This window comes from Pseudomonas putida (genome assembly GCF_030159595.1).
GTDB classification, from domain to species: domain Bacteria; phylum Pseudomonadota; class Gammaproteobacteria; order Pseudomonadales; family Pseudomonadaceae; genus Aquipseudomonas; species Aquipseudomonas putida_AC.
Genome location: NZ_BSKJ01000014.1, coordinates 86955 through 110500 on the forward strand (window position 1 = coordinate 86955; position 23546 = coordinate 110500).

Genomic DNA, 23546 nt, shown 5'->3' on the forward strand with positions numbered 1-23546 from the left:
ACTGAGCCTTAGACGCCAAATCCACCTGTGGGTTGCAAGGCGGACCGGGAACGTGTTTTGTTAGCTCAAGTGTACTCGGCAAGCAGGATGCATATGGATTACCACAGCCCCTACTTCTTTGGTTACCTACTCGGCCTGATTCATCTGCTGGGTATCGGCGCCGCACTGCACGCGCTGTTCACCGTGCGAACAGCCCAAGGCGCCATTGCCTGGGCCATGCCCTTGTTCTTCATCCCCTACCTCACCTTGATTCCCTATCTGGTTTTCGGCGCCCGCTCGTTCTATGCCTACATCAAGGCCAGGCGCCAGGCCAACCAGGAAATGCATGTGGCCATGGCCAATCTCAACTGGCGGCCCTGGGTGGAAGAGGCCCTTACTGCCCGTGAGTCAGAGAGCTACGCAGCCCTGCGCGCCATGCCCAAGCTGGGACGAATGCCCTGCCTGGCGAACAACCAGGTGAAATTGCTGATCGATGGAAAAGCCACGTTCGATGCCATTTTCGCCGCCATCGACAAAGCCCACGACGTGGTGTTGGTGCAGTTCTTCATCATCCATGACGACACCCTAGGCAAGGCATTACAGCAACTGCTGTTGCGAAAGGCCGCCGAAGGGGTGCAGGTTTTCGTGCTCTATGATCGAGTCGGCAGCCATGCTTTGCCGGCCAGCTACAGCCAGCAACTGCGTGACGGTGGTGTGCAGATCCATGCCTTCGCCACCCGCCGCGGCTGGTTCAACCGCTTCCAGGTGAATTTCCGTAATCATCGCAAGATTGTGGTGGTGGATGGCCTGCTCGGTTTTATCGGCGGCCACAACGTGGGGGACGAATACCTGGGTGAGCATCCTCAGCTCTCCCCCTGGCGCGACACTCATGTGCAGATCAGCGGGCCGGTGCTGGCCTGCCTGCAGGAGTCGTTCGCCGAGGATTGGTATTGGGCCACGCGCCAGCTACCGCCGCTGATCCTGCCGGATGCCTACCCGGATAACGGCGTGCTGTGCCAGGCCTTGGCCAGCGGCCCAGCCGACCCGCAGGAAACCTGCTCGCTGTTCTTCCTCGAAGCGATCCATTCCGCCACCCGCAGGGTGTGGATCACCAGCCCCTACTTCATCCCTGATGAGGCAGTGTTCGCCGCCTTGCGTCTGGCAGTACTTCGCGGCGTCGATGTTAGAGTGCTGATTCCATCACGGCCAGACCACCGCATCGTCTATGCCGCCTCCAGTCTATTCGCCTTCGAAGCGGTGCGCGCAGGTGTGCGCATGTTCCGCTACCAACCAGGCTTTCTGCATCAGAAAGTGGTGCTGGTGGATGATGATGTGAGCGCGATCGGCAGTGCCAACCTGGACAACCGCTCATTCCGTCTGAATTTCGAGATCACCCTGCTGACCGTCGACCGCAGCTTCGCCGACCAGGTCGAGCACATGCTGATCAATGACTTTGAACAGTCGCGGGAAATTACTGCAGAGGACAGCCTCGACACTCATCGACTGCAGCAATTGGGGATGCGGATTGCACGGCTGATTTCACCGATCCTGTGAGAGGCCGCCCCACTTGCAGAGGCGGCCATGAGGTTTAGCGATACATGTCTTCCCGCGTCCATGGCAAGTCGTGGTGGCCATCCGCATAAGGCTTCACTGCCAATATCTGGTGCAGGTTGATCCAGCCCTTCTCAAAGGCGTAGGCACACCCCGCCAGGTACAGGCGCCAGATACGCAGCGTCTTCTCCGGCACCAGCGCCGCTGCTTTGTGCAACTGGTTCTCCAGGTTTGCGCTCCAGTGGTGCAAGGTCTTGGCGTAGTGCAAACGCAGGCTTTCCACGTCTACCACCTCCAGCCCCGACTCACAGATGCTGGCGCTGATCATCGACAGGTGTGGTAGCTCGCCATGGGGGAACACATAACGGTCGATGAACTCACCTGCACCCCGCCCGACCGGACGGCCATCGATGTGTTTGGCGGTGATACCGTGGTTCATCACCAGCCCCCCTTCCCTGACCGCACCGAACAATTTCTGGCAATACAGCGCCAGGTTGGCATGCCCGACATGCTCAAACATGCCAACGCTGACAACTTTGTCGAAGCGACCATCTTCAGGCAAGTCGCGATAATCAAGAATCTGCAGGTCGACTTTGTCGGTCAAGCCTTCGGCCTTGACGCGCTGCCGGCCAAGCTTGAGCTGCTCCTTGCTCAAGGTGATGCCAAACACCTTGGCGTCATATTCGCGTGCAGCAAAGCGCGCAAGCCCTCCCCAACCACATCCAACGTCTAGTAGGTAGTCACCGGCATTCAGGCGCAACTTGCGGCACAAATGATCGAACTTGTCCTGCTGCGCTTGATCGAGCGTGTTATCCGGCTCGCGGAAGTAAGCGCACGAATAGGCCATGTCCTGATCCAGCCACAGCTGGTAGAAGGCATTGGAAACATCATAGTGGTAGGAGATGGCTTCGGCGTCAGTGCTTTTGTCGTGGGCGTGCCGTGGCGGTGGTGCATCATCCTCGTCAACCAGCAGTGCTTCGCTCAGCTCATCGCACACGCGGATGGCTTCACCAATATCGCCTTCCAGTTCCAGCTTGCCTTCAACGAAAGCGGTACCCAGCTGCTCCAAGGTCGGATGGGTCAACTGGCTGATCAGCTGTGGCTCCTTGACCAGGATGGTCACCTGCGGGCTAGGCCCCAGATCGAACTGGTTACCGTCCCACAGTTTCAGCCGTAGCGGCAGATGCAGGCTTTGAAGTGCCGGTGGAAGTTGCGCAAGCATGAACGACCCTCCTGTCCGTATTTGGCCACAACGCCTGATATTTCGAGCGCCGCCGGATCAGAGTAGTTCATTGGTGGGAGGTTTCCTCTAAACCAGACCATGGTCTAGAACCAACCGATCTTATACACACAGCACATTGTATACAATTTTAAGTTCTCAGCTTAACCTTGTGCCCCTCTCGCGCTTCTTCATCCTGGAGTTGAACCCATGAAATCCTATGACGTGGTGATCATCGGCGGTGGCCCTGGCGGCTACAACGCAGCCATCCGCGCTGGCCAGCTGGGCCTGAGCGTCGCTTGTGTAGAAGGCCGCCCGACCTTGGGCGGCACTTGCCTGAACGTGGGCTGCATGCCCTCCAAAGCACTGCTGCATGCCTCCGAACTGTACGAGGCCGCCAGCGGTGACGAGTTCGCCCACCTCGGTATTGAAGTCAAACCCACCCTCAACCTCGCCCAGATGATGAAACAGAAGGACGAGAGCGTGACCGGCCTGACCAAGGGCATCGAATACCTGTTCCGCAAGAACAAGGTCGACTGGATCAAAGGCTGGGGCCGTCTGGACGGCATCGGCAAGGTCGTGGTCAAGGCCGAAGACGGCAGCGAAACCACGCTGCAGGCCAAGGACATCGTCATTGCCACCGGCTCCGAACCCACCCCTCTGCCAGGCGTGACCATCGACAACCAGCGCATCATCGACTCCACCGGCGCGCTATCGCTGCCGCAAGTGCCCAAACACCTAGTCGTCATCGGTGCCGGTGTGATCGGCCTTGAGCTGGGTTCGGTCTGGCGTCGCCTGGGTAGCCAGGTCACGGTCATCGAATACCTCGACCGTATCTGCCCGGGCACCGACACGGAAACCGCCAAGACCCTGCAGAAGGCACTGGCCAAGCAAGGCATGGTATTCAAGCTGGGCAGCAAAGTGACCCAGGCCACCGCCAGTGCCGACGGCGTGAGCCTGACGCTGGAACCTGCCACCGGTGGCACGGCAGAATCGCTGCAGGCCGATTATGTGCTGGTGGCTATCGGCCGCCGCCCTTATACCAAAGGGCTGAACCTGGAAAGCGTAGGCCTGGCAACCGACAAGCGCGGCATGCTCGAAAACCAGCATCACCTCACCTCAGTGCCGGGTATCTGGGTAATCGGCGACGTCACTTCCGGCCCGATGCTCGCACACAAGGCCGAAGATGAAGCAGTGGCCTGTATCGAACGTATCGCCGGCAAGCCCCACGAGGTCAACTATAACCTCATCCCTGGCGTGATCTATACCAAGCCGGAACTGGCGACAGTGGGCAAGACCGAAGAGCAGCTCAAAGCCGAAGGGCGTGCCTACAAGGTCGGCAAGTTCCCCTTCACCGCCAACAGCCGCGCCAAGATCAACCACGAGACCGAAGGCTTCGCCAAAGTCATCGCCGATGCCCAAACCGATGAAGTACTGGGTGTGCACCTGGTGGGCCCAAGCGTCAGCGAGATGATCGGTGAGTTCTGCGTGGCCATGGAGTTCTCGGCCTCGGCAGAAGATATCGCCCTCACCTGCCACCCCCACCCTACCCGCTCCGAGGCATTGCGCCAGGCAGCGATGAATGTGGACGGCATGGCGATGCAGATCTGACAGCCCCCCTTCGCAGCCAAAGGCCATTCACCAGGATGGGCCTCAAGCTGCGAAACGGGCATTTCAAACGCCTGCGACTTTACCTGTCAGGCAAACCTGGATGCCAGGAATGGCGAGATATCCAGCGGCAGGGTTTCGTTGTGAATGACCTTGTCCAGCATCACACCGGTGATTGCCGACGTCAGTATCCCGGTACGGAAATGCCCACAGGCATTGAAGTACCCCTCGACTCCGCTCACCGGGCCAAGGATCGGCAGTTCATCGGGGGAACCTGGGCGCAAGCCTGCCCAGGTTCGCTTGAGGTTCACCTCGGCAAGCTCGGGTAAACAGCGCACCGCACCTTGCACCAGCGTGCTGATCTCCGGGAAGGTGTTGCTGACATCGAACCCTTTATCCTCGGTGGTGCTACCAATCAGGATCTCGCCGTTGTCCTTCTGCGCCAGGTAGCAGTCACTGGTGGTCAGGCAACCGTTGAGCAGTTTGGGCAAGCGCTCGGTCAGTACGATCTGCCCTTTCACCGGCGTCACCGGGATGGTTTTGCCGGTCGCCCACTGGCTCAAGTCGGCGGCCCAGGCGCCAGCAGCATTGATCAGGCTGTGGCAGTGAATATCCCCCGCCGTGTCGGTGTTCACGCCTTTGATGCGATCACCAACATGCATCACACCCGTGACATTGGTGTTCAGGTAAAGATCTACACCGTTTTGCCGCGCCGCTTCCAGGTACGCGTCGCCCAGCCGGAACGGGCTTACCTGATGATCGCAAAGAAACTCCAGCGCCCCTTTGGCTTTTGCAGTTACCGCCGGCTCCGTCTCTCGCAGTTCCTGCTGCCCCAGCCAGCGCACCTGGTCGGCCAGATGTGGAATGTGCGAAACGATGTGCTCGGCATACAGCTGGTCCTCTTCATCCTGGATGATGTACTTCAAGCCGGTCCGCTCGAACTTGAAATCCATCCCGTGACGCTCGATCAGTTCCTGGTGCAGCTGTGGATAAAGTGCGTTGGACTGCAAGGCAAAGTCGAAGAAACACTGCGGCAGGATATGCGGCGTAGAGGCATCAACCGCGACCGCAGCGCCCTTGGCTTCACGCTTGGCGCGTGAGGACATCATGCGGAAGAAGATCACCCCACAGCCCAGCCCCACCGACTCGCCGATGGCCCATAAACCACCCGCGGAAGCACGGGTTGCATTGCCCGGGCGTTTGGCATCGATCAGGGCAATCCGCAGATTGCCGCGCCTGGACAATTGATAAGCACAGGAAGCGCCGATAACGCCGCCGCCAGCAATGACGATGTCATAAGTCCTGTTCATGTTCAGCCTCCTTGTGCAGGTTCTCGAACGCTGAGAACGGGATCGGGTCGATGGGAAAGCGTGGGCGTAGCCAACCCACATCCTGCCGGCCAGTGGAGGCCCGCAGGCGATCGCTGCAATAACCGACACACATGCGCCCTTGGCAGTCGCCCATGCTCACCCGGGTGCGCATCTTCAGGCTGGCCATATCAGGCACGCCTTGCTCCAGGGCCAGGTCGATGGCACTGCGCGTCACATGTTCGCAACGGCAGATAACGGTGTCGGCCTCAGGCAATTCGAGTTGCAGCGTGCCACGGGCGGTGTAACGTTCCACGCCGGCCCTGAAACGTCGAATAGTCGCCAGCTTGCCCTCGTAGCATTCCCGCTTGCGCTGGGCTTGTTTGCTATCGAGCACACCCATCTGCTGCAAAATGGACAATGCAGCAATGCGCCCGGTCAGTAACCCGGCTTCTCCCCCGCAAATGCCAGCCATGTCGCCGGCTACATGGATATGGGGGACACTGCTCTGCTGCCAGGTATTGCATTCAGCGCGCAGGTAGCCGTCCTCACTGTAGGTATGCGCCAGCCCCAGCTGTTGGCTGAGCTGGGTGCGCGGGATGAACCCATAGCCGACGGCGAGTATCTCTACGGTCTCGCAGCGTACGCGGCCCAGGTCGGCTTGCCATTGCTGGTCGTAAGGCGCCAGTTGCACTTCGCCCAGCTCTGCCCCTCCTGCGGCCCTTACCACACCCCAGCCGTAGTGCATGGCAATACCGTGCAGCTTCATGTAGGCAAGCAGGCTCAAGCCCTGGAGAAACAGTTGCGGCTTGTTCATCAGGGCCAGGCTTTCCTTGGCCATCCGGTTGAAGCCACATGCCTCGTAAACGCCGGCGACCTCGGCACCTGCAGCATGTAACTGGCAGGCGACCAGGGGCAGCAAAGGACCGGTACCCGCAATCAAGGTCCTGCCCAGCGGTTTCACAACACCACTCTTTATTTGCAGTTGCAGGCCACCCAGCAGGATCACGCCGGGCAGGGTCCACCCCGGGAAAGGTACACTGCGTTCATGGCACCCGGCCGCTAGCAGCAAATGCTTGTATTCGACTTCGTGCAACTTGTCATCGGCATCGAGCGCCATCAATCGGCTGTCATCGCCTCCGACAATACGGCTGTGCAAACGCGTCTCTATCCATTGCGCGCAGCCGGCAAAATCCTCATGCAACTGGTGGAGAGCATTTCGGTATCGGCTGCCCAGGTAGTCCAGGTTCACCCCGTCACGCAGCGGCCCTCTGTAGACAACGCCACCTGTACGGGACGCCTCATCGAACAACACGCTGGGTACACGATACTTGGCCAGTTCAATGGCCGCCGCCATCCCGGCGGGCCCACCTCCGACAATGATCGGGCGTTGGCTCATGACGGTTGCCCCTGACAGACCCGGTTGACCTCGGTCTCGATACGCATGCCGTCGCGCACCAGTGTCTGGCAGGCACGTCGCTTAGGCTTACCGTCGATGGCAACCAGGCAACAATGACAAACCCCCATGCCGCAGTACGAGCCAGAAAGCTGGCCGTGATCATTGCGGGCAAGCTGGCGCAGCCCCACGGCATTCATCACGCTCAGGACAGTTTCGCCAGCAGCAGCAGCGACAGCCCGGTCATTCAGATACAGGGTCAGTTGCCCTTGCGCGATGGGCTGGATGTCGTATTTGCGTTGATGTTCTTGCATCACTCATACCACTCAAGATCAGGATCAGAGCGGTCAAGTTAGTGCAGCCATCGATTGTGAAACATGATCTGGATCGGATGTTCTGGTGAGCTATTTCCTAATATTCAGAAAGAAAAAAGCCCTCCATGTGGAGGGCTTTTAACCAGCAAATGACGGCTACTTACTCGACCGTCACCGACTTGGCCAAGTTACGCGGCTGGTCCACGTCGGTGCCCTTGAGCACGGCCACATAGTACGACAGCAGCTGCAGTGGAATGGTGTACAGGATCGGCGCCAGCGCATCGGCGATGTGCGGCACCTTGATCACATGAGTGCCTTCACCATTGGTCATGCCAGCCTGCTCGTCGGCGAACACCACCAACTCGCCACCACGGGCACGCACTTCCTGCAGGTTGGACTTCAACTTCTCCAGCAGTTCGTTGTTCGGCGCAACGGTAACCACCGGCATGTCGTTGTCCACCAGTGCCAGCGGGCCGTGCTTCAGCTCGCCTGCCGGGTAGGCTTCGGCGTGGATGTAGGAAATCTCCTTGAGCTTCAGCGCACCTTCCATCGCCACCGGGTACTGTGCACCACGGCCGAGGAACAGGGTGTGGTGCTTGTCGGCGAACAACTCAGCGATTTTCTCGACCGTGGCATCCATGGCCAGCGCTTCGCCCAGACGGGTCGGCAAGCGACGCAGTTCTTCAACCAGCTCGGCTTCGACACCCGCTTCCAAAGTACCGCGCACCTGGCCAAGGGCCAAAGTCAGCAGCATCAGTGACACCAGCTGGGTGGTGAAGGCTTTGGTCGAGGCCACGCCGATTTCCGGGCCGGCCAAGGTCAACAGGGTCAGGTCCGACTCACGCACCAGCGAGCTGATGCCCACGTTGCAAATTGCCAGGCTGCCGAGGAAACCCAGCTCTTTGGCGTTGCGCAGTGCGGCCAAGGTATCGGCGGTTTCACCGGACTGCGAGATGGAGACGAACAGGGTGTCCGGTTGTACCACCACCTTGCGGTAACGGAACTCGCTGGCCACTTCCACCTGGCACGGGATACCGGCCAGGCTTTCCAGCCAGTAACGCGCGACCATGCCAGCGTGATAGCTGGTGCCGCAGGCAACGATCTGCACGTTGCGCACCTTGGCAAACAGTTCGGCAGCCTTAGGACCAAAGGCCTGGACCATCACGTTGTCCTTGCCCAGGCGGCCTTCGAGGGTGCGCTGCACCACGCTTGGCTGCTCGTGGATTTCCTTGAGCATGAAGTGGCGGTAAGAACCCTTGTCGGCAGCTTCGGCGCCTTCATGGTACTGCACGGTTTCGCGCTGGACCTTGTGGCCATCCTGGTCCCAGATGGTGACCTGGTCACGGCGGATTTCAGCGATGTCACCTTCTTCCAGGTACATGAAGCGGTCGGTGACCTGACGCAGGGCCAACTGGTCGGACGCCAGGAAGTTTTCACCCAGGCCCAGGCCGATGACCAGCGGGCTGCCGCTGCGTGCAGCAACCAGACGGTCAGGCTGCTTGGCGCTGATCAGTGCCAGGCCATAGGCACCATGAAGGCGCTTCACGGCGGCTTTCAAGGCATCGGCCAGGTCCGGAATGCTCTTCAGGGTGTGGTGGATCAGGTGGACGATGACTTCGGTGTCAGTCTGCGAAGTGAAGACGTAGTCCAGGCCTTTCAGCTCTTCACGCAGCTCTTCATGGTTCTCGATGATGCCGTTGTGCACCACAGCCACATCATTGCCCGAGAAGTGCGGGTGTGCATTGCCTTCGGTCGGCGCACCGTGGGTAGCCCAACGGGTATGGGCGATGCCCAGCTGACCAGCCAGCGGGTCAGCAGCAACAGCGGCTTGCAGTTCACTGACCTTACCGATACGGCGGCGGCGCTGCAGTTCACCGTTTTGAGTAAGGACGGCCAGGCCTGCGCTGTCGTACCCGCGGTACTCAAGACGCTTGAGACCTTCGATCAAGATGGCTGTGATATTGCGCTCGGCGACGGCACCAACGATTCCACACATGTTTTATTGCTCCTGGCTGATCGCGGCGCAGATCAGGTTGATGCCGCGGGCTTGAATTTGTTCGCGTGCCGCTGCGGGCAGGCGTTCGTCTGTAATAAGGGTGTGCACGCTGCCCCAGGGCAGCTCGAGGTTGGGGATCTTGCGCCCTACCTTGTCCGACTCGACCATCACGATCACTTCACGGGCAACTTCAGCCATGACCCGGCTCAACCCGAGCAGCTCATTGAAGGTGGTGGTACCCCGGCCGAGGTCGATGCCATCGGCACCGATAAACAGCTGGTCGAAATCGTAAGAACGCAAAACCTGCTCGGCCACCTGGCCTTGGAACGACTCGGAATGCGGGTCCCAGGTACCACCGGTCATCAGCAGCACCGGCTCGTGTTCAAGGTCGCTGATGGCACGGGCCACATTCAGCGAATTGGTCATCACCACCAAGCCTGGCTGGCGCCCCAACTCGGGGATCATGGCTGCCGTGGTACTGCCACTGTCGATGATGATGCGCGCATGTTCGCGGATACGCCCGACAGCGGCGCGCGCAATGGCCTTCTTATAGGAAGACACAGGCTGGGCGGGTTCACCGAGCAGCTCTTGCGGCACCGGCACCGCACCACCGTATCGGCGTAGCAGCAGACCGTTGGTTTCCAGGGCGGCGAGGTCCTTGCGAATGGTCACTTCCGAGGTTGCGAAACGCTTGGCCAAGGCGTCCACACTCACCTCACCCTGCTCACTGAGCAAAGCAAGGATATTGTGCCGCCGCTGTGGAGTGTTACGTTTCGACATGAGCGCTTAAGTTTCGTTTCGAAAGATAATAGTGGCAATCAAAACCTAAGATGAGCATTTCGTCAAGTCGTTGCTGCCCTGTGGATAGTTTCTTCTGCGCTGGCGCGGTCCCTGTAGGAGCGATCAGCCAACAAAAAAGCCGACTTACTCACATAAGTCGGCTTTCGATCGAAACAGCTGTGTATAACTCAGCTCTTGTTGATCTTCTCCGGGCGCTTCCAGCCGGAAATGTTGCGCTGGCGCGCACGGGCCACCGCCAGGTCGCCGGCTTCGACTGCCTGGTTGATGGTGGAACCGGCTGCGGTGGTCGCACCTGCCTTGATTTCCACAGGCGCTACCAGCGAGTTGTTCGAACCGATGAACACGTCCTCGCCCATCACCGTCTTGAACTTGTTGGCGCCATCGTAGTTGCAGGTGATGGTACCGGCGCCAATATTGGTGCGCGCACCGATTTCGGCATCGCCCAGGTAGGTCAGGTGACCGGCCTTGGCGCCTTCGCCCAAGTGGGCGTTTTTCAGTTCGACGAAGTTACCCACATGGGCTTTGGCTTCCAGCACGCTGCCTGGGCGCAGGCGGGCGAACGGGCCAGCATCGCTACCCTCGCCCATCACGGCGCCTTCAAGGTGGCTGTTAGCCTTGACCACCGCGCCTTTGCGCAGGGTGGTGTTCTTGATCACGCAGTTAGGGCCGATCTGCACATCATCCTCGATGACCACTTTGCCTTCGAGAATTACGTTGATGTCGATCAGCACGTCACGCCCAACAGTCACTTCACCGCGTACATCGAAGCGCGCCGGGTCGCGCAGGGTCACACCCTGGGCCATCAGGCGGCGGCCTTCACGCAGCTGGTAGTGACGCTCCAGCTCGGACAACTGGCGGCGATCGTTGGCGCCCTGCACTTCCATCGGGTCGTGCGGCTGTTCGGTGGCCACCACCAGGCCATCCGCCACCGCCATGGCGATGACGTCGGTCAGGTAATACTCGCCCTGGGCGTTGTTGTTCGACAGACGGCCCATCCAGTCGGCCAGCCGCGCCGCTGGCAGGGCCAGAATGCCGGTGTTGCCTTCCTTGATCGCTTTCTGCGCGTCGTTGGCGTCCTTGTGCTCAACAATGGCAGTTACCTTGCCCTGCTCGTCACGGACGATACGACCATAGCCGGTCGGGTCGTCGAGGGTGACCGTCAGCAGACCCAACTGCTGGTCGTTGGCCTTGGCCAGCAGACGTTGCAGGGTCTCCACTTCGATCAACGGCACGTCACCGTACAACACCAGCACGGTGTCGGCGGTCAGTGCCGGCAGTGCTTGGGCAACAGCATGGCCGGTACCCAGCTGTTTATCCTGCATGACGAAATTCAGGTCGTCAGCGGCCAGGCGGTCGCGAACCAGCTCGGCACCATGGCCAATGACCACATGAATACCTTGCGGCTGCAGTTGGCGTGCGCTGTGGATAACATGACCAAGCATGGAGTTGCCGGCTACCGGGTGCAGCACCTTGGGCAGCGCCGAGCGCATGCGGGTGCCTTGGCCGGCGGCGAGAATAACGATATCGAGTGACATTACTGGCTACCAATCCTGGGCGGTCAGTGAAATGACCGGGGGGAGAAATCAGAAAAAGAAAAAGGGTAGCCGAGGCTACCCTTTTACTCAATCGCAACAGAAGTTATCAGCCAAAGGCCGATTACTTGCCTTTGCGCATTTGCTGGACGGTACGCAGCTGAGCTGCGGCCTCGGCCAGACGAGCGGCGGCGGCACCGTAGTCGAAGTCCGCGCCTTTCAGATTCAGGGCGTTCTCAGCAGCCTTGAGGGCTTCCTGAGCCTGAGCTTCATCCAGGTCTGCAGCACGTTGCACGGTATCGGCAAGCACCTTGACCATGTTTGGCTGAACCTCGAGGAAGCCACCAGAGATGTAGAACACCTCTTGGGTGCCACCCTGCTTGGTCAGCGTGATCGGACCTGGCTTCAGATTGGTGATCAGCGGCGCGTGGCCTGGAGCGATACCAAGATCACCCAGGTTACCGTGCGCAACCACCATCTCGACCAGGCCGGAGAAGATCTCTCCTTCCGCGCTGACGATATCGCAATGGACTGTCATAGCCATCTGCTTGCCTCAACCTGATAGCGCCCCTTGCGGGGCGCAGGAATTACAGTTTCTTGGCTTTCTCGATCGCTTCGTCGATGCTGCCGACCATGTAGAACGCTTGTTCTGGCAGGTGGTCGTAGTCACCTTTGAGGATGCCGCTGAAGCCAGCGATGGTGTCTTTCAGGGAAACGTACTTGCCTGGCGAACCGGTGAAGACTTCGGCCACGAAGAACGGCTGCGACAGGAAGCGCTGGATCTTACGAGCGCGGGCTACCAGTTGCTTGTCGTCTTCGGACAGTTCGTCCATACCCAGAATCGCGATGATGTCCTTCAGCTCTTTGTAGCGCTGCAGAACATACTGAACGCCACGAGCGGTGTCGTAGTGCTCGTTGCCGATCACGTTCGGGTCCAGCTGGCGCGAAGTCGAGTCCAGTGGATCGACCGCTGGGTAGATACCCAGGGAGGCGATGTCACGCGACAGAACAACGGTGGCGTCCAAGTGGGCGAAGGTGGTCGCTGGCGACGGGTCGGTCAAGTCGTCCGCTGGCACATATACGGCCTGGACGGAGGTGATCGAACCTTCCTTGGTGGAGGTGATGCGCTCTTGCAGAACGCCCATCTCTTCAGCCAGGGTCGGCTGGTAACCTACTGCCGAAGGCATACGGCCCAACAGAGCGGATACTTCGGTACCGGCCAGGGTGTAACGATAGATGTTGTCGACGAACAGCAGAACGTCGTTACCTTCGTCACGGAACTTCTCAGCCATGGTCAGGCCGGTCAGCGCGACGCGCAGACGGTTTCCTGGTGGCTCGTTCATCTGACCGTAGACCAGCGCTACTTTGTCGAGAACGTTGGAGTCCTTCATCTCGTGGTAGAAGTCGTTACCCTCACGAGTACGCTCACCCACACCAGCGAACACGGAGTAACCGCTGTGTTCCATGGCGATGTTACGGATCAGTTCCATCATGTTTACGGTCTTGCCGACACCGGCACCACCGAACAGACCAACTTTACCACCCTTGGCGAACGGGCAAACCAGGTCGATAACCTTGATGCCGGTTTCCAGAAGGTCGTTGCCGCCAGCCTGGTCAGCGAACGAAGGCGCTGGCTGGTGGATACCGCGACGCTCTTCTTCGCCGATCGGGCCGGCTTCGTCGATCGGGTTGCCCAGTACGTCCATGATACGGCCCAGAGTGGCCTTACCAACTGGAACGGAAATGGCAGCACCGGTGTCGACGACATCCAGACCGCGCTTCAGGCCTTCGGTCGAGCCCATCGCAATGGTACGAACCACGCCGTCGCCCAGCTGCTGCTGAACTTCCAGGGTGGTTTCCGCGCCTTGTACTTTCAGCGCGTTGTATACACTCGGCACGACGTCACGTGGGAATTCCACGTCGATGACGGCGCCGATGATTTGAACGATACGTCCGCTACTCATAGCTGGATCCTCTGAATATGTGAACCGTTAAACCGCGGCAGCGCCGCCGACGATTTCCGAGATCTCCTGGGTGATCGCAGCCTGACGCGCCTTGTTGTAGATCAGCTGAAGCTCTTTGATCAAATCACCGGCGTTGTCTGTGGCGTTCTTCATGGCGATCATCCGGGCCGCTTGTTCAGCAGCGTTGTTCTCGACCACCGCCTGGTATACCTGCGACTCCACATAACGCACCATCAAGCCGTCCAGCAGCTCTTTTGCGTCGGGTTCGTACAGGTAATCCCAGTGATGCTTGAGATCCTGATCCGGGGTTGCCACCAACGGTACCAATTGCTCGACCGTCGGCTTCTGGGTCATGGTGTTGATGAACTTGTTCGAAACCACCGAGAGGCGATCGATACGGCCGTCCAGGTAGGCGTCCAGCATCACTTTGACGGAGCCGATCAGATCGTTGATCGATGGCTCTTCGCCCAGTTGGCTGATCGCGGCTACGACGTTACCGCCAAAGATGCGGAAGAAAGTCGCACCCTTGCTGCCGATCACGCACAGGTCGATTTCAACGCCCTGTTCGCGGTTTACGTTCATGTCCTTGACCAGGGCCTTGAACAGGTTGGTGTTCAAGCCACCGCACAGACCACGGTCACTGCTCACCACGATATAACCGGCGCGCTTTACAGGGCGCTCGATCATGAACGGGTGGCGGTATTCCGGGTTGGCGTTGGCCAGATGACCGATCACCTGGCGGATACGCTCCGCGTAAGGACGGCTAGCAGCCATGCGCAGTTGTGCCCTGCGCATCTTGCTGACCGCCACTTTCTCCATGGCGCTGGTAATTTTTTGCGTGCTTTTGATGCTCGCAATCTTACTGCGAATCTCTTTTGCGCCTGCCATGTATCACCTATCAGGTTAGCAAGCGGGGGCCTGAGCCCCCGCTGCGGCTTACCAGGTCTGGGTGGCCTTGAACTTCTCGATACCGGCTTTCAGGCCAGCGTCGATTTCGTCGTTGAAGTCACCCTTCACATTGATCTTCGCCATCAGTTCAGCGTGATCACGGTTGAAGAAGGCGATCAGTGCTTGCTCGAAGCTGCCGATCTTGGAGACTTCTACGTCAGTCAGGAAGCCACGCTCAGCGGCGTACAGCGACAGGGCCATGTCCGCGATGGACATCGGCGCGTACTGCTTCTGCTTCATCAGCTCGGTAACGCGCTGACCATGCTCCAGCTGTTTGCGGGTCGCTTCGTCCAGATCGGACGCGAACTGGGCGAATGCTGCCAGTTCACGGTACTGAGCCAGAGCGGTACGGATACCACCGGACAGCTTCTTGATGATCTTGGTCTGAGCGGCACCACCTACGCGGGATACCGAAACACCGGCGTTAACTGCAGGGCGGATGCCCGAGTTGAACATGGCCGATTCCAGGAAGATCTGACCGTCGGTGATGGAAATCACGTTGGTCGGAACGAACGCGGAAACGTCGCCAGCCTGGGTTTCGATGATCGGCAGAGCGGTCAGGGAACCGGTTTTGCCAGTCACTGCGCCGTTGGTGAACTTCTCAACGTACTCTTCGGAAACGCGCGAAGCACGCTCCAGCAGACGGGAGTGGAGATAGAACACGTCGCCTGGGTACGCTTCACGTCCTGGTGGACGGCGCAGCAGCAGGGAGATCTGACGGTAGGCAACGGCCTGCTTGGACAGGTCATCGTAAACGATCAGTGCGTCTTCACCGCGGTCACGGAAGAACTCGCCCATGGTGCAACCGGCGTATGGCGCCAGGAATTGCAGTGCGGCGGATTCCGAAGCACTGGCAACCACCACGATGGTGTTGGCCAGGGCGCCGTTTTCTTCCAGCTTGCGAACGATGTTGGCAACGGTGGAACGCTTCTGGCCGACAGCAACATACACACAGAAAATACCGGAGTCTTTCTGGTTGATGATGGCGTCGATGGCCATGGCGGTCTTGCCGATCTGACGGTCGCCGATGATCAGCTCGCGCTGGCCACGGCCGACTGGGATCATGGCGTCGACGGATTTGTAGCCAGTCTGTACAGGCTGGTCTACCGACTTACGCCAGATCACGCCTGGAGCAACTTTCTCGACCGCGTCGGTCTCGGTGTTGCCCAGAGGACCTTTGCCGTCGATCGGGTTACCCAGTGCGTCGACGACGCGACCCAGCAGTTCCTTACCAACCGGAACTTGCAGGATGCGGCCGGTGCACTTGGCGCTCATGCCTTCGGCGAGGGTGTCATATGCACCCAGGATCACTGCACCTACGGAGTCTTGCTCCAGGTTCAGGGCCATGCCGAATACGCTGCCAGGGAACTCGATCATTTCGCCGTACATGACGTCGGCCAGACCGTGGATCCGCACGATACCGTCGGAAACCGAAACAACGGTACCTTCGTTACGGGCTTGGGAGCTCACATCGAGGTTGTCGATGCGGCCCTTGATGATTTCACTAATTTCGGAAGGATTGAGTTGCTGCATTGCTCTGCTGCCCCTTCAAACTCAAGATTTCAAGGCTTCGGCCAGTTTCGCGATTTTGCCGCGAACAGAGCCATCGATTACCAGGTCACCAGCGCGGATGACGACGCCGCCAATCAGGCTGGCATCCTCCGACGCGTGCAGGCGCACTTCCTGGCCTAACCGTGCACTGAGAACCTTGGCGAGTTTGTCTTGCTGTTCTTGGTTCAACGCGAAGGCACTGGTGACTTCCACGTCCACGGATTTCTCTTGCTCGGCCTTGTACAGGTCAAACAGAGCGGCAATCTCCGGCAGAAGCAGGAGACGGTCGTTTTCCGCGGCAACATGAATGAAATTCTGTGCCTGTGCATTGAACTTGTCACCGCACACGTCAATGAACGTGGCGGCCTTTTCTGCGCTCGTCAGTCGCGGGGCCTTGAGCAGGCGCTGCATGGTGTCGTCTTGCGACACCGCAGCAGCCAGGCCGAGCATGGCTGACCAATTGGCCAGTTGCTGATGGGCCTGGGCATGCTCAAAGGCAGCCTTAGCGTAAGGTCGGGCCAACGTGGTCAGTTCTGCCATGATCGCCCTCGCTTAAATTTCAGCGGCCAGTTTGTTAACCAGCTCCGCATGCGCGTTTTGATCGATTGTGGCGCCAAGGATCTTTTCAGCACCGCCAACGGCCAGAGCACCCACTTGGGCACGCAGGGCGTCTTTAGCGCTGTTCAGTTCCTGTTCGATCTCGGCCAGAGCCTGAGCCTTCACACGGTCAGCTTCGACGCGGGCCTGGTCACGGGCTTCCTCGACAAGCTGAGCAGCGCGTTTCTTGCTTTGCTCAATGATTTCGGCTGCCTGTGCTTTAGCTTCACGCAGTTGCTGACCCGCTTTCTCTTGGGCCAGCTCCAGGTCGCGAGCTGCGCGGTTGGCAGCGTCCAAGCCGTCAGCAATCTTCTTTTGGCGCTCTTGCAGGGCAGTGATGACCGGAGGCCATACATACTTCATGCAGAAGAGTACAAAAATCAGAAAAGCAACGGATTGGCCAATCAGGGTTGCATTAATGTTCACGCCAACACCTCGCTCGGTCTTAATTCATACAGCCATCAACTCGTGGTGACGAGTGATTAGCCGGCGATCTGACCAACGAACGGATTCGCGAAGGTGAAGAACAGAGCGATACCAACACCGATCATAGTTACGGCGTCGAGCAGACCGGCAACGATGAACATTTTAACCTGCAGCATCGGAACCATTTCTGGTTGACGAGCAGCGCCTTCCAGGAATTTGCCGCCCAGCAGGCCGAAACCAATGGCGGTACCCAGAGCACCCAGGCCGATCAGCAGAGCAACAGCGATAGCGGTCAGACCAACTACAGTTTCCATCTTTCCTCCCGACTTTTACGTCGTATTGGTTAGGTTTTTAGTTTGAAGCGGTAAAACAAATCGTTTGGTACAGCATGCCCTTGCGGACTTTTTAAGCCCTCCCCCCGAACAGGCGGGGAAGGCTATCAGACACGCCAGGCGGTCTTAATGGTTATCTTCGTGAGCCATCGACAGGTAGACGATGGTCAGCATCATGAAGATGAAAGCTTGCAGGGTGATGATCAGGATGTGGAACACAGCCCACGCCCATTGCAGCACCACACCCAGGCCGCTGAGCCACAGCAGGCCGGAGCCGAACATGACAGCGATCAGGATGAACACCAGCTCGCCGGCATACATGTTGCCGAACAGACGCAGTGCCAGCGAGATCGGCTTGGCGATCAAGGTGACGAATTCCAGCAGGAAGTTGACCGGAATCAGCAGGATCTGAACAAAGATGTTCTTGCTGCCGAACGGGTGCAGGGTCAGCTCACCGATGAATCCGCCCAGGCCCTTGACCTTGATGCTGTAGAAGATGATCAGGGCGAACACGCAGAAGGCCATGGCCAGGGTCGCGTTCGGGTCGGTGGTCGACACAGCGCGGAACGGAATGTGCGGGTCACCGGAAATCAGGATAGCCAACTGAGGAATCCAGTCGACCGGTACCAGGTCGACGGCGTTCATCAGGAATACCCAGACGAAAATGGTCAGCGCCAGTGGGGCGATTACCGGGCTACGGCCGTGGAAGGAGTCCTTCACGCTGCCGTTGACGAAGTCCACCATCACTTCAACGAAGTTCTGCAGACCGCCAGGTTGGCCGGAAGTCGCCTTCTTGGCCGCCATGCGGAAGATGAACAGGAAGATCAGACCCAGCGCGACGGACCAACCCAGGGTGTCCAGGTGGAACGCCCAGAAGCCCATTGCCTTGGCTTCTGCAGCCGAATGGGCGAAGCCCCAGCTGCCGTCTGGTAGTTGACCGTAGGTCAGGTTCTGCAAGTGGTGCTGGATATAGCCCGAAGCGGTTTCTGCTGCCATGGTTGCCTCAAACGCCCTAAGGTCTCGAAAGTCTTTTATTCATCAGCAGGGGCGCGAACCAGCTGACCCAAAGGGTCAACACGAAGACGCCGAATACTGCTAACGGCGCCAGTGGCTTCACTCCTGCGAAGGTCAGTGCAAAAAGCACTGCCGTCAAAATCATCTTGCCTGCCTCGCCAGCGTAAAACGACTTGACGATGGCTTGTGCCGCCCGAGCTCCGCTGAAGCGAAAAGCCTTCCAGGCGAAGTACACATTGGGCAGCCAGGCAATCAAACCTCCGCAAAGGCCTGAATATCCACTGACTACCCCTTTCCACTGCCACAACACCAAGGTCGCCAGCAGCAGTACGACAAATTGAGCCAGCAGTACCGGAAAAACCGCCCAGCGATGGAAAGGCAGGCGGTTTGGCGTGCGTATTTCCATCACAACTGCTCCTCGGAAGTCGACCAACAAGTCAGTTATGACTTGGCATAATTTGTGCCGACAAAATGCGCGCAGAGTATAGGGGTGGATTAACCCCTATTCAACTCTTCGGTAGTGATTTCCGACTGCGCGCTACAACAGGAATTGTTTCAGCGGATGTGAGCAAGCACGCCTTGCAACTCGTCAAGCGAGTTGTAACGAATAACCAACTGGCCTTTGCCCTTGTTGCCATGACGGATCTGAACAGCCGAGCCCAGGCGCTCTGCGAGCCGCTGTTCAAGGCGTGCGATATCCGGATCAGGTTTGCTCGGTTCGACCGGATCAGGCTTGTCACTGAGCCACTGACGCACCAGTGCCTCAGTTTGGCGCACGGTCAGGCCGCGTGCGACAACATGACGCGCCCCCTCCTCCTGACGGCTTTCGTCCAGGCCGAGCAATGCACGGGCGTGGCCCATCTCCAGATCGCCATGGGCGAGCATGGTCTTGATCGCTTCAGGCAGGGTGATCAGGCGCAGCAGATTGGCCACGGTTACCCGCGACTTGCCCACGGCGTCCGCCACCTGTTGCTGGGTCAGCTCGAACTCCTGCTGCAGGCGCTGCAGCGCCAGGGCCTCTTCCAGCGGGTTGAGGTCTTCGCGCTGGATGTTCTCGATCAGCGCCATGGCAATGGCCGCTTCGTCGGCCACTTCGCGGACCATCGCCGGGATCGTGTCCAGGCCAGCCTGCTGGGTGGCGCGCCAGCGGCGCTCACCGGCGATGATCTCGTAGCGGCTGTCGCCAATCGGGCGCACCACGATCGGCTGCATCACGCCATGGTTGCGAATCGAGTGCGCGAGCTCTTCCAGCGCCTCCGGGTCCATGTCCCGGCGCGGCTGGTACTTGCCACGCTGGATCAACTCGACCGGCAGGTGTTGCAGTTCTTTCTGGTCGATCTTCACAGCCTGCTCTTCGAGCGCGCTGACGGAAGGACCACTGAGCAGTGCATCCAACCCACGTCCGAGACCCCGTTTCTTGACGGCCATACGGATTCCTTAAGTTGTTTGTGCAGTGCGTGATTGACGGCGTTGACGGCGTACCAGTTCCCCGGCCAGGGCCAGATATGCCAGCGCGCCTCGCGATTGCTTGTCGTAAGCCAGGGCCGGCATGCCGAAGCTCGGGGCCTCGGCCAAGCGAATATTGCGCGGAATGACCGTGTCGTACAGCTGCGGGCCAAAGTGCTCCTTCAGTTGCGCCGAAACATCGTTGTTCAGGCTCAGGCGCGGGTCGTACATGGTCCGCAGCAGGCCCTCGATCTTCAGCTCCGGGTTCAACCGGGCGGCGATGCGCTTGATGTTATCCACAAGGTCGCTGAGACCTTCCAGTGCGTAGTACTCGCACTGCATGGGGATGATCACACCATCGGAAGCGACCAGGGCGTTGAGCGTGAGCATCGACAGCGACGGCGGACAGTCGATGAGGATGTAGTCGTAGTTCTCACGGATCGGCGCCAGCGCGTTTCGCAGACGGCTTTCCTTGACCTGCATTTCCAGCAGCACCACTTCGGCGGCGGTGAGGTCTCGGTTGGCCGGCAGCAACTGGAAACCACCGTGCTCGGAGTAATGCATGGCCTGGGCCAGGTCGCATTCCCCGATCAACAGGTCATAGACCGAGTGCTCGAGCTCGTGCTTGTCCACACCGCTGCCCATGGTGGCGTTGCCCTGCGGATCGAGGTCGATCAGCAGCACACGACGCTTGGTCGCGGCCAGCGAGGCGGCGAGATTGATACAGGTGGTGGTCTTGCCTACACCACCTTTCTGGTTCGCGATTGCGAATACCTTAGCCATTGATGCGCGTGTTCCCAGTCATGCCTTGCGGCGCAGTATCAGCAGATGGCGCTGGCCCTGGCAACCCGGAACGGTCAGGGCCTGTTCGCTTTCCACTGTGAAGTCTGCGGGCAATGCTACCAGTTCATCGGCAGGATGCAGCCCCTTCATTGCAAGCCATTGCGTCCCGGTGTCGCCCAGATGGCGGGTCCAGTTGGTGAAGTTCTCCATGCTGCTGAAGGCACGAGAGATGATGCCGTCGAACGGCTGAGCTGGCTGGTAGGCCTCGACCCGGCTGTGGATAACCGTGAGGTTGTCCAGTTTGAGCTCCATTTTCACCTGGGTCAGGAAGCGGGTCTTTTTGCCATTGGCGTCCAGTACCGTCACGCGCTTGTGCGGATGGAGGATAGCCAACGGGATGCCGGGCATGCCACCGCCGCTGCCCACATCGAGCCAGTTTTCACGCTCGCTGTGGATAAACGACATCACGCTCAGGCTGTCGAGCAAATGGCGCGACACCATCTCGTCCGGGTCGCGCACAGCGGTGAGGTTGTAGGCTTTGTTCCATTTGATCAACAGGGCCAGGTAGCCAAGCAGTTTCTCGTGATGCTCGGCGCTCAGCTCGACGCCGAGCTGGCGCGCACCTGTGGACAACTCATCGGCGTGTTGCGGGGTGACCAGGGAACTCAAGCGCTTTGCTCCAATTCGCGGCCAGCGCCGCGTTTTTTCAAGTAAATCAGCAACAGGGAAATCGCCGCCGGGGTCACGCCAGGGATGCGCGAGGCCTGGCCGAGGGTTTCCGGACGGGTCTGGCCAAGCTTGCTCTGGATCTCTTTGGACAGGCCAGAAATGGTCGAGTAGTCGATATCCACAGGCAGGCGGGTGTCCTCGCTGGCGCGCAGGCGGGCGATTTCATCCTGCTGGCGGTCGATGTAACCGGCGTACTTGGTACGGATTTCGACCTGCTCGGCGACCTGTGGATCGATCACATCACCGCCGGTCGCCTCGATCAGGCCGGCGTAGTCGATTTCCGGGCGCGCCAGCAGGTTGAGCAGGCTGTATTCGTGGCTCAATGGGGTACCAAACTTATCCACAATGGCCTGGCCTTGCGCGGTGTTCGGACGCACCCAGGTCGACTTGAGGCGCTGTTCCTCACGCTCGATGCCATCGCGCTTGGCGCAGAAGGCAGCCCAGCGCTGATCATCGATCAGGCCCAGCTCGCGGCCTTTCTCGGTCAGGCGCAGGTCGGCGTTGTCTTCGCGCAGGATCAGGCGGTACTCGGCACGCGAGGTGAACATGCGGTACGGCTCCTGGGTACCCAGGGTAATCAGGTCATCAACCAGTACGCCGATGTACGCCTCGTCGCGGCGTGGGCACCAGCTGTCGCGGCCCTGCGCACGCAGTGCGGCGTTGGTCCCGGCCAGCAGGCCCTGGGCACCGGCTTCTTCGTAACCGGTGGTGCCGTTGATCTGCCCGGCGAAGAACAGGCCACCGATGACTTTGGTCTCGAGGCTGTACTTGAGGTCACGCGGGTCGAAGTAGTCGTATTCGATGGCATAGCCCGGGCGCACGATGTGGGCGTTTTCCATACCGCGGATCGAACGCACCAGTTGCAGCTGCACGTCGAACGGCAGCGAAGTGGAAATGCCGTTGGGGTACAGCTCGTGGGTGGTCAGGCCTTCCGGCTCGATGAACACCTGGTGGCTTTCCTTGTCGGCGAAGCGGTGGATCTTGTCTTCGATCGACGGGCAATAGCGCGGGCCGACACCTTCGATCACGCCGGAGTACATCGGCGAACGGTCGAGGTTCGAGGCAATGATCTCGTGGGTGCGCGCATTGGTGTGGGTAATCCAGCAGCTCACCTGGCGTGGGTGCATCTCGGCATTGCCCATGAACGACATCACCGGGATTGGCGTATCGCCTGGCTGCTCGGTCATGACCGAGAAATCCACCGAGCGACCATCGATGCGCGGCGGTGTACCGGTTTTCAGCCGACCGACGCGCAGCGGCAGTTCACGCATGCGGTGGGCCAGGGCAATCGAAGGTGGATCACCAGCACGACCGCCGGAATGGTTTTGCAAGCCAATGTGGATAAGCCCGCCGAGGAACGTACCAGTGGTCAATACCACCGATTCGGCGAAGAAACGCAGACCCATCTGGGTCACCACGCCTTTGACCTGGTCCTGCTCGACGATCAGGTCGTCGCAGGACTGCTGGAATATCCACAGGTTCGGCTGATTTTCCAGGATTTCACGCACCACCGCCTTGTAGATGGCGCGGTCGGCCTGTGCACGGGTGGCACGAACGGCCGGGCCCTTGCGGTTGTTCAGAACGCGGAACTGGATGCCGCTCTTGTCGGTGGCCAGCGCCATGGCGCCGCCGAGGGCATCGATCTCTTTGACCAGATGGCTTTTGCCAATACCGCCAATAGCGGGGTTGCAGCTCATGTGACCGAGGGTTTCCACGTTATGGGTCAGCAGCAGGGTTTTCACACCCATGCGTGCAGACGCAAGCGCAGCCTCGGTACCGGCATGGCCGCCGCCGATGACGATCACTTCAAAACGGGAAGGGAAATCCACCACGCACCTCGTGCCTGTTTTTGCGAATAGAGAAGGTAAGCCGACAAGTATAGGGACTTCACCCCCTTTAAAGAAACCGTCTGAGCAAATTTTGACCAGTCTGTGGATGAGTGGCAGACAACAGAAATCAACAAGAAGAAATTTATAAAAGCTTTGTTTTTATGTTTATTCTTATGCACAACGTTATCTGTGGATAAGGTCTTGTATCCCAGTAATTGCGCTGT

General features: G+C 59.2%; 22 protein-coding genes. 2 read left to right on the top strand and 20 right to left on the bottom strand.

All coding sequences use genetic code 11. The features are described from left to right. Positions 1-93: 93 nt before the first annotated feature. Positions 94-1533, top strand: a complete 1440-nt coding sequence (gene cls / locus QQL85_RS24600; RefSeq protein ID WP_284356992.1) for a cardiolipin synthase — start codon at positions 94-96, stop codon at positions 1531-1533. Positions 1534-1567: 34 nt separating this feature from the next. Here the strand turns inward: cls and cfaB are convergent, their stop codons facing one another. Then, the gene (cfaB, locus tag QQL85_RS24605; RefSeq protein WP_284356991.1) at positions 1568-2752 is read right to left on the bottom strand and encodes a C17 cyclopropane fatty acid synthase CfaB; all 1185 of its coding nucleotides are present in this window, start codon (positions 2750-2752) and stop codon (positions 1568-1570) included. A 207-nt stretch (positions 2753-2959) separates the two neighbouring features. Between cfaB and lpdA the strand changes: the two genes are divergently transcribed. Further along, positions 2960-4360 (top strand): dihydrolipoyl dehydrogenase, encoded by a 1401-nt coding sequence (lpdA, locus tag QQL85_RS24610; RefSeq protein WP_284356990.1) that lies wholly within the window; start codon positions 2960-2962, stop codon positions 4358-4360. Positions 4361-4446: 86 nt separating this feature from the next. Here lpdA and hcnC read toward each other — a convergent pair whose 3' ends face one another. From hcnC to mnmG, 19 genes are all read right to left on the bottom strand, one after another. Beyond that, positions 4447-5667, bottom strand: a complete 1221-nt coding sequence (hcnC, locus tag QQL85_RS24615) for a cyanide-forming glycine dehydrogenase subunit HcnC (protein ID WP_105947122.1) — start codon at positions 5665-5667, stop codon at positions 4447-4449. Next, on the bottom strand, positions 5651-7063 hold the full coding sequence (hcnB, locus tag QQL85_RS24620; RefSeq protein WP_284356989.1) for a cyanide-forming glycine dehydrogenase subunit HcnB: 1413 nt from the start codon (positions 7061-7063) through the stop codon (positions 5651-5653). Before hcnB ends, hcnC begins: the two co-directional genes overlap by 17 nt. Continuing rightward, positions 7060-7374: a cyanide-forming glycine dehydrogenase subunit HcnA gene (gene hcnA, locus QQL85_RS24625; protein WP_105947120.1), complete on the bottom strand. Its 315-nt coding sequence runs from the start codon at positions 7372-7374 to the stop codon at positions 7060-7062. The genes hcnB and hcnA overlap by 4 nt, the downstream gene beginning before the upstream one ends. A 160-nt stretch (positions 7375-7534) precedes the next feature. After that, on the bottom strand, positions 7535-9370 hold the full coding sequence (gene glmS / locus QQL85_RS24630; protein WP_284356988.1) for a glutamine--fructose-6-phosphate transaminase (isomerizing): 1836 nt from the start codon (positions 9368-9370) through the stop codon (positions 7535-7537). A gap of 3 nt (positions 9371-9373) precedes the next feature. Continuing rightward, complete coding sequence (locus tag QQL85_RS24635) at positions 9374-10150, bottom strand: DeoR/GlpR family DNA-binding transcription regulator (RefSeq protein ID WP_284356987.1); 777 nt, start codon at positions 10148-10150, stop codon at positions 9374-9376. A gap of 188 nt (positions 10151-10338) precedes the next feature. Continuing rightward, positions 10339-11706, bottom strand: coding sequence for a bifunctional UDP-N-acetylglucosamine diphosphorylase/glucosamine-1-phosphate N-acetyltransferase GlmU (gene glmU / locus QQL85_RS24640; protein WP_284356986.1), 1368 nt, complete (start codon positions 11704-11706; stop codon positions 10339-10341). A gap of 121 nt (positions 11707-11827) precedes the next feature. Beyond that, positions 11828-12247 (bottom strand): F0F1 ATP synthase subunit epsilon, encoded by a 420-nt coding sequence (locus QQL85_RS24645; protein WP_012274908.1) that lies wholly within the window; start codon positions 12245-12247, stop codon positions 11828-11830. 43 nt (positions 12248-12290) lie between these two features. Continuing rightward, positions 12291-13667 carry a F0F1 ATP synthase subunit beta gene (gene atpD / locus QQL85_RS24650; RefSeq protein WP_012274909.1) on the bottom strand — a complete coding sequence of 459 codons (1377 nt, stop codon included), beginning with the start codon at positions 13665-13667 and terminating at the stop codon, positions 12291-12293. Positions 13668-13694: 27 nt separating this feature from the next. Next, positions 13695-14555: a F0F1 ATP synthase subunit gamma gene (atpG, locus tag QQL85_RS24655; protein WP_284356985.1), complete on the bottom strand. Its 861-nt coding sequence runs from the start codon at positions 14553-14555 to the stop codon at positions 13695-13697. 48 nt (positions 14556-14603) lie between these two features. Then, the gene (atpA, locus tag QQL85_RS24660; protein WP_284356984.1) at positions 14604-16148 is read right to left on the bottom strand and encodes a F0F1 ATP synthase subunit alpha; all 1545 of its coding nucleotides are present in this window, start codon (positions 16146-16148) and stop codon (positions 14604-14606) included. A gap of 21 nt (positions 16149-16169) precedes the next feature. Then, positions 16170-16706 (bottom strand): F0F1 ATP synthase subunit delta, encoded by a 537-nt coding sequence (locus QQL85_RS24665; protein ID WP_003253191.1) that lies wholly within the window; start codon positions 16704-16706, stop codon positions 16170-16172. Positions 16707-16718: 12 nt separating this feature from the next. Beyond that, positions 16719-17189 carry a F0F1 ATP synthase subunit B gene (locus tag QQL85_RS24670; protein ID WP_003260032.1) on the bottom strand — a complete coding sequence of 157 codons (471 nt, stop codon included), beginning with the start codon at positions 17187-17189 and terminating at the stop codon, positions 16719-16721. A 56-nt stretch (positions 17190-17245) separates the two neighbouring features. Next, positions 17246-17503, bottom strand: coding sequence for a F0F1 ATP synthase subunit C (gene atpE, locus QQL85_RS24675; RefSeq protein WP_003097235.1), 258 nt, complete (start codon positions 17501-17503; stop codon positions 17246-17248). A gap of 144 nt (positions 17504-17647) precedes the next feature. Then, positions 17648-18517 carry a F0F1 ATP synthase subunit A gene (gene atpB, locus QQL85_RS24680; RefSeq protein WP_003260030.1) on the bottom strand — a complete coding sequence of 290 codons (870 nt, stop codon included), beginning with the start codon at positions 18515-18517 and terminating at the stop codon, positions 17648-17650. A gap of 16 nt (positions 18518-18533) precedes the next feature. Next, positions 18534-18941, bottom strand: coding sequence for a F0F1 ATP synthase subunit I (locus QQL85_RS24685; RefSeq protein ID WP_172225112.1), 408 nt, complete (start codon positions 18939-18941; stop codon positions 18534-18536). Between the two features lie 149 nt (positions 18942-19090). Beyond that, a complete protein-coding gene (locus QQL85_RS24690) occupies positions 19091-19963 on the bottom strand; it encodes a ParB/RepB/Spo0J family partition protein (protein WP_284356983.1) in 873 nt (290 codons plus the stop codon). Positions 19964-19972: 9 nt separating this feature from the next. After that, positions 19973-20764, bottom strand: coding sequence for a ParA family protein (locus QQL85_RS24695; RefSeq protein ID WP_012274913.1), 792 nt, complete (start codon positions 20762-20764; stop codon positions 19973-19975). A gap of 18 nt (positions 20765-20782) precedes the next feature. Then, on the bottom strand, positions 20783-21433 hold the full coding sequence (gene rsmG / locus QQL85_RS24700; RefSeq protein WP_284356982.1) for a 16S rRNA (guanine(527)-N(7))-methyltransferase RsmG: 651 nt from the start codon (positions 21431-21433) through the stop codon (positions 20783-20785). Beyond that, entirely contained in the window at positions 21430-23322 is a 1893-nt protein-coding gene (gene mnmG, locus QQL85_RS24705) for a tRNA uridine-5-carboxymethylaminomethyl(34) synthesis enzyme MnmG (protein WP_284356981.1), read from the bottom strand. Before mnmG ends, rsmG begins: the two co-directional genes overlap by 4 nt. Between the last annotated feature and the right edge of the window lie 224 nt (positions 23323-23546).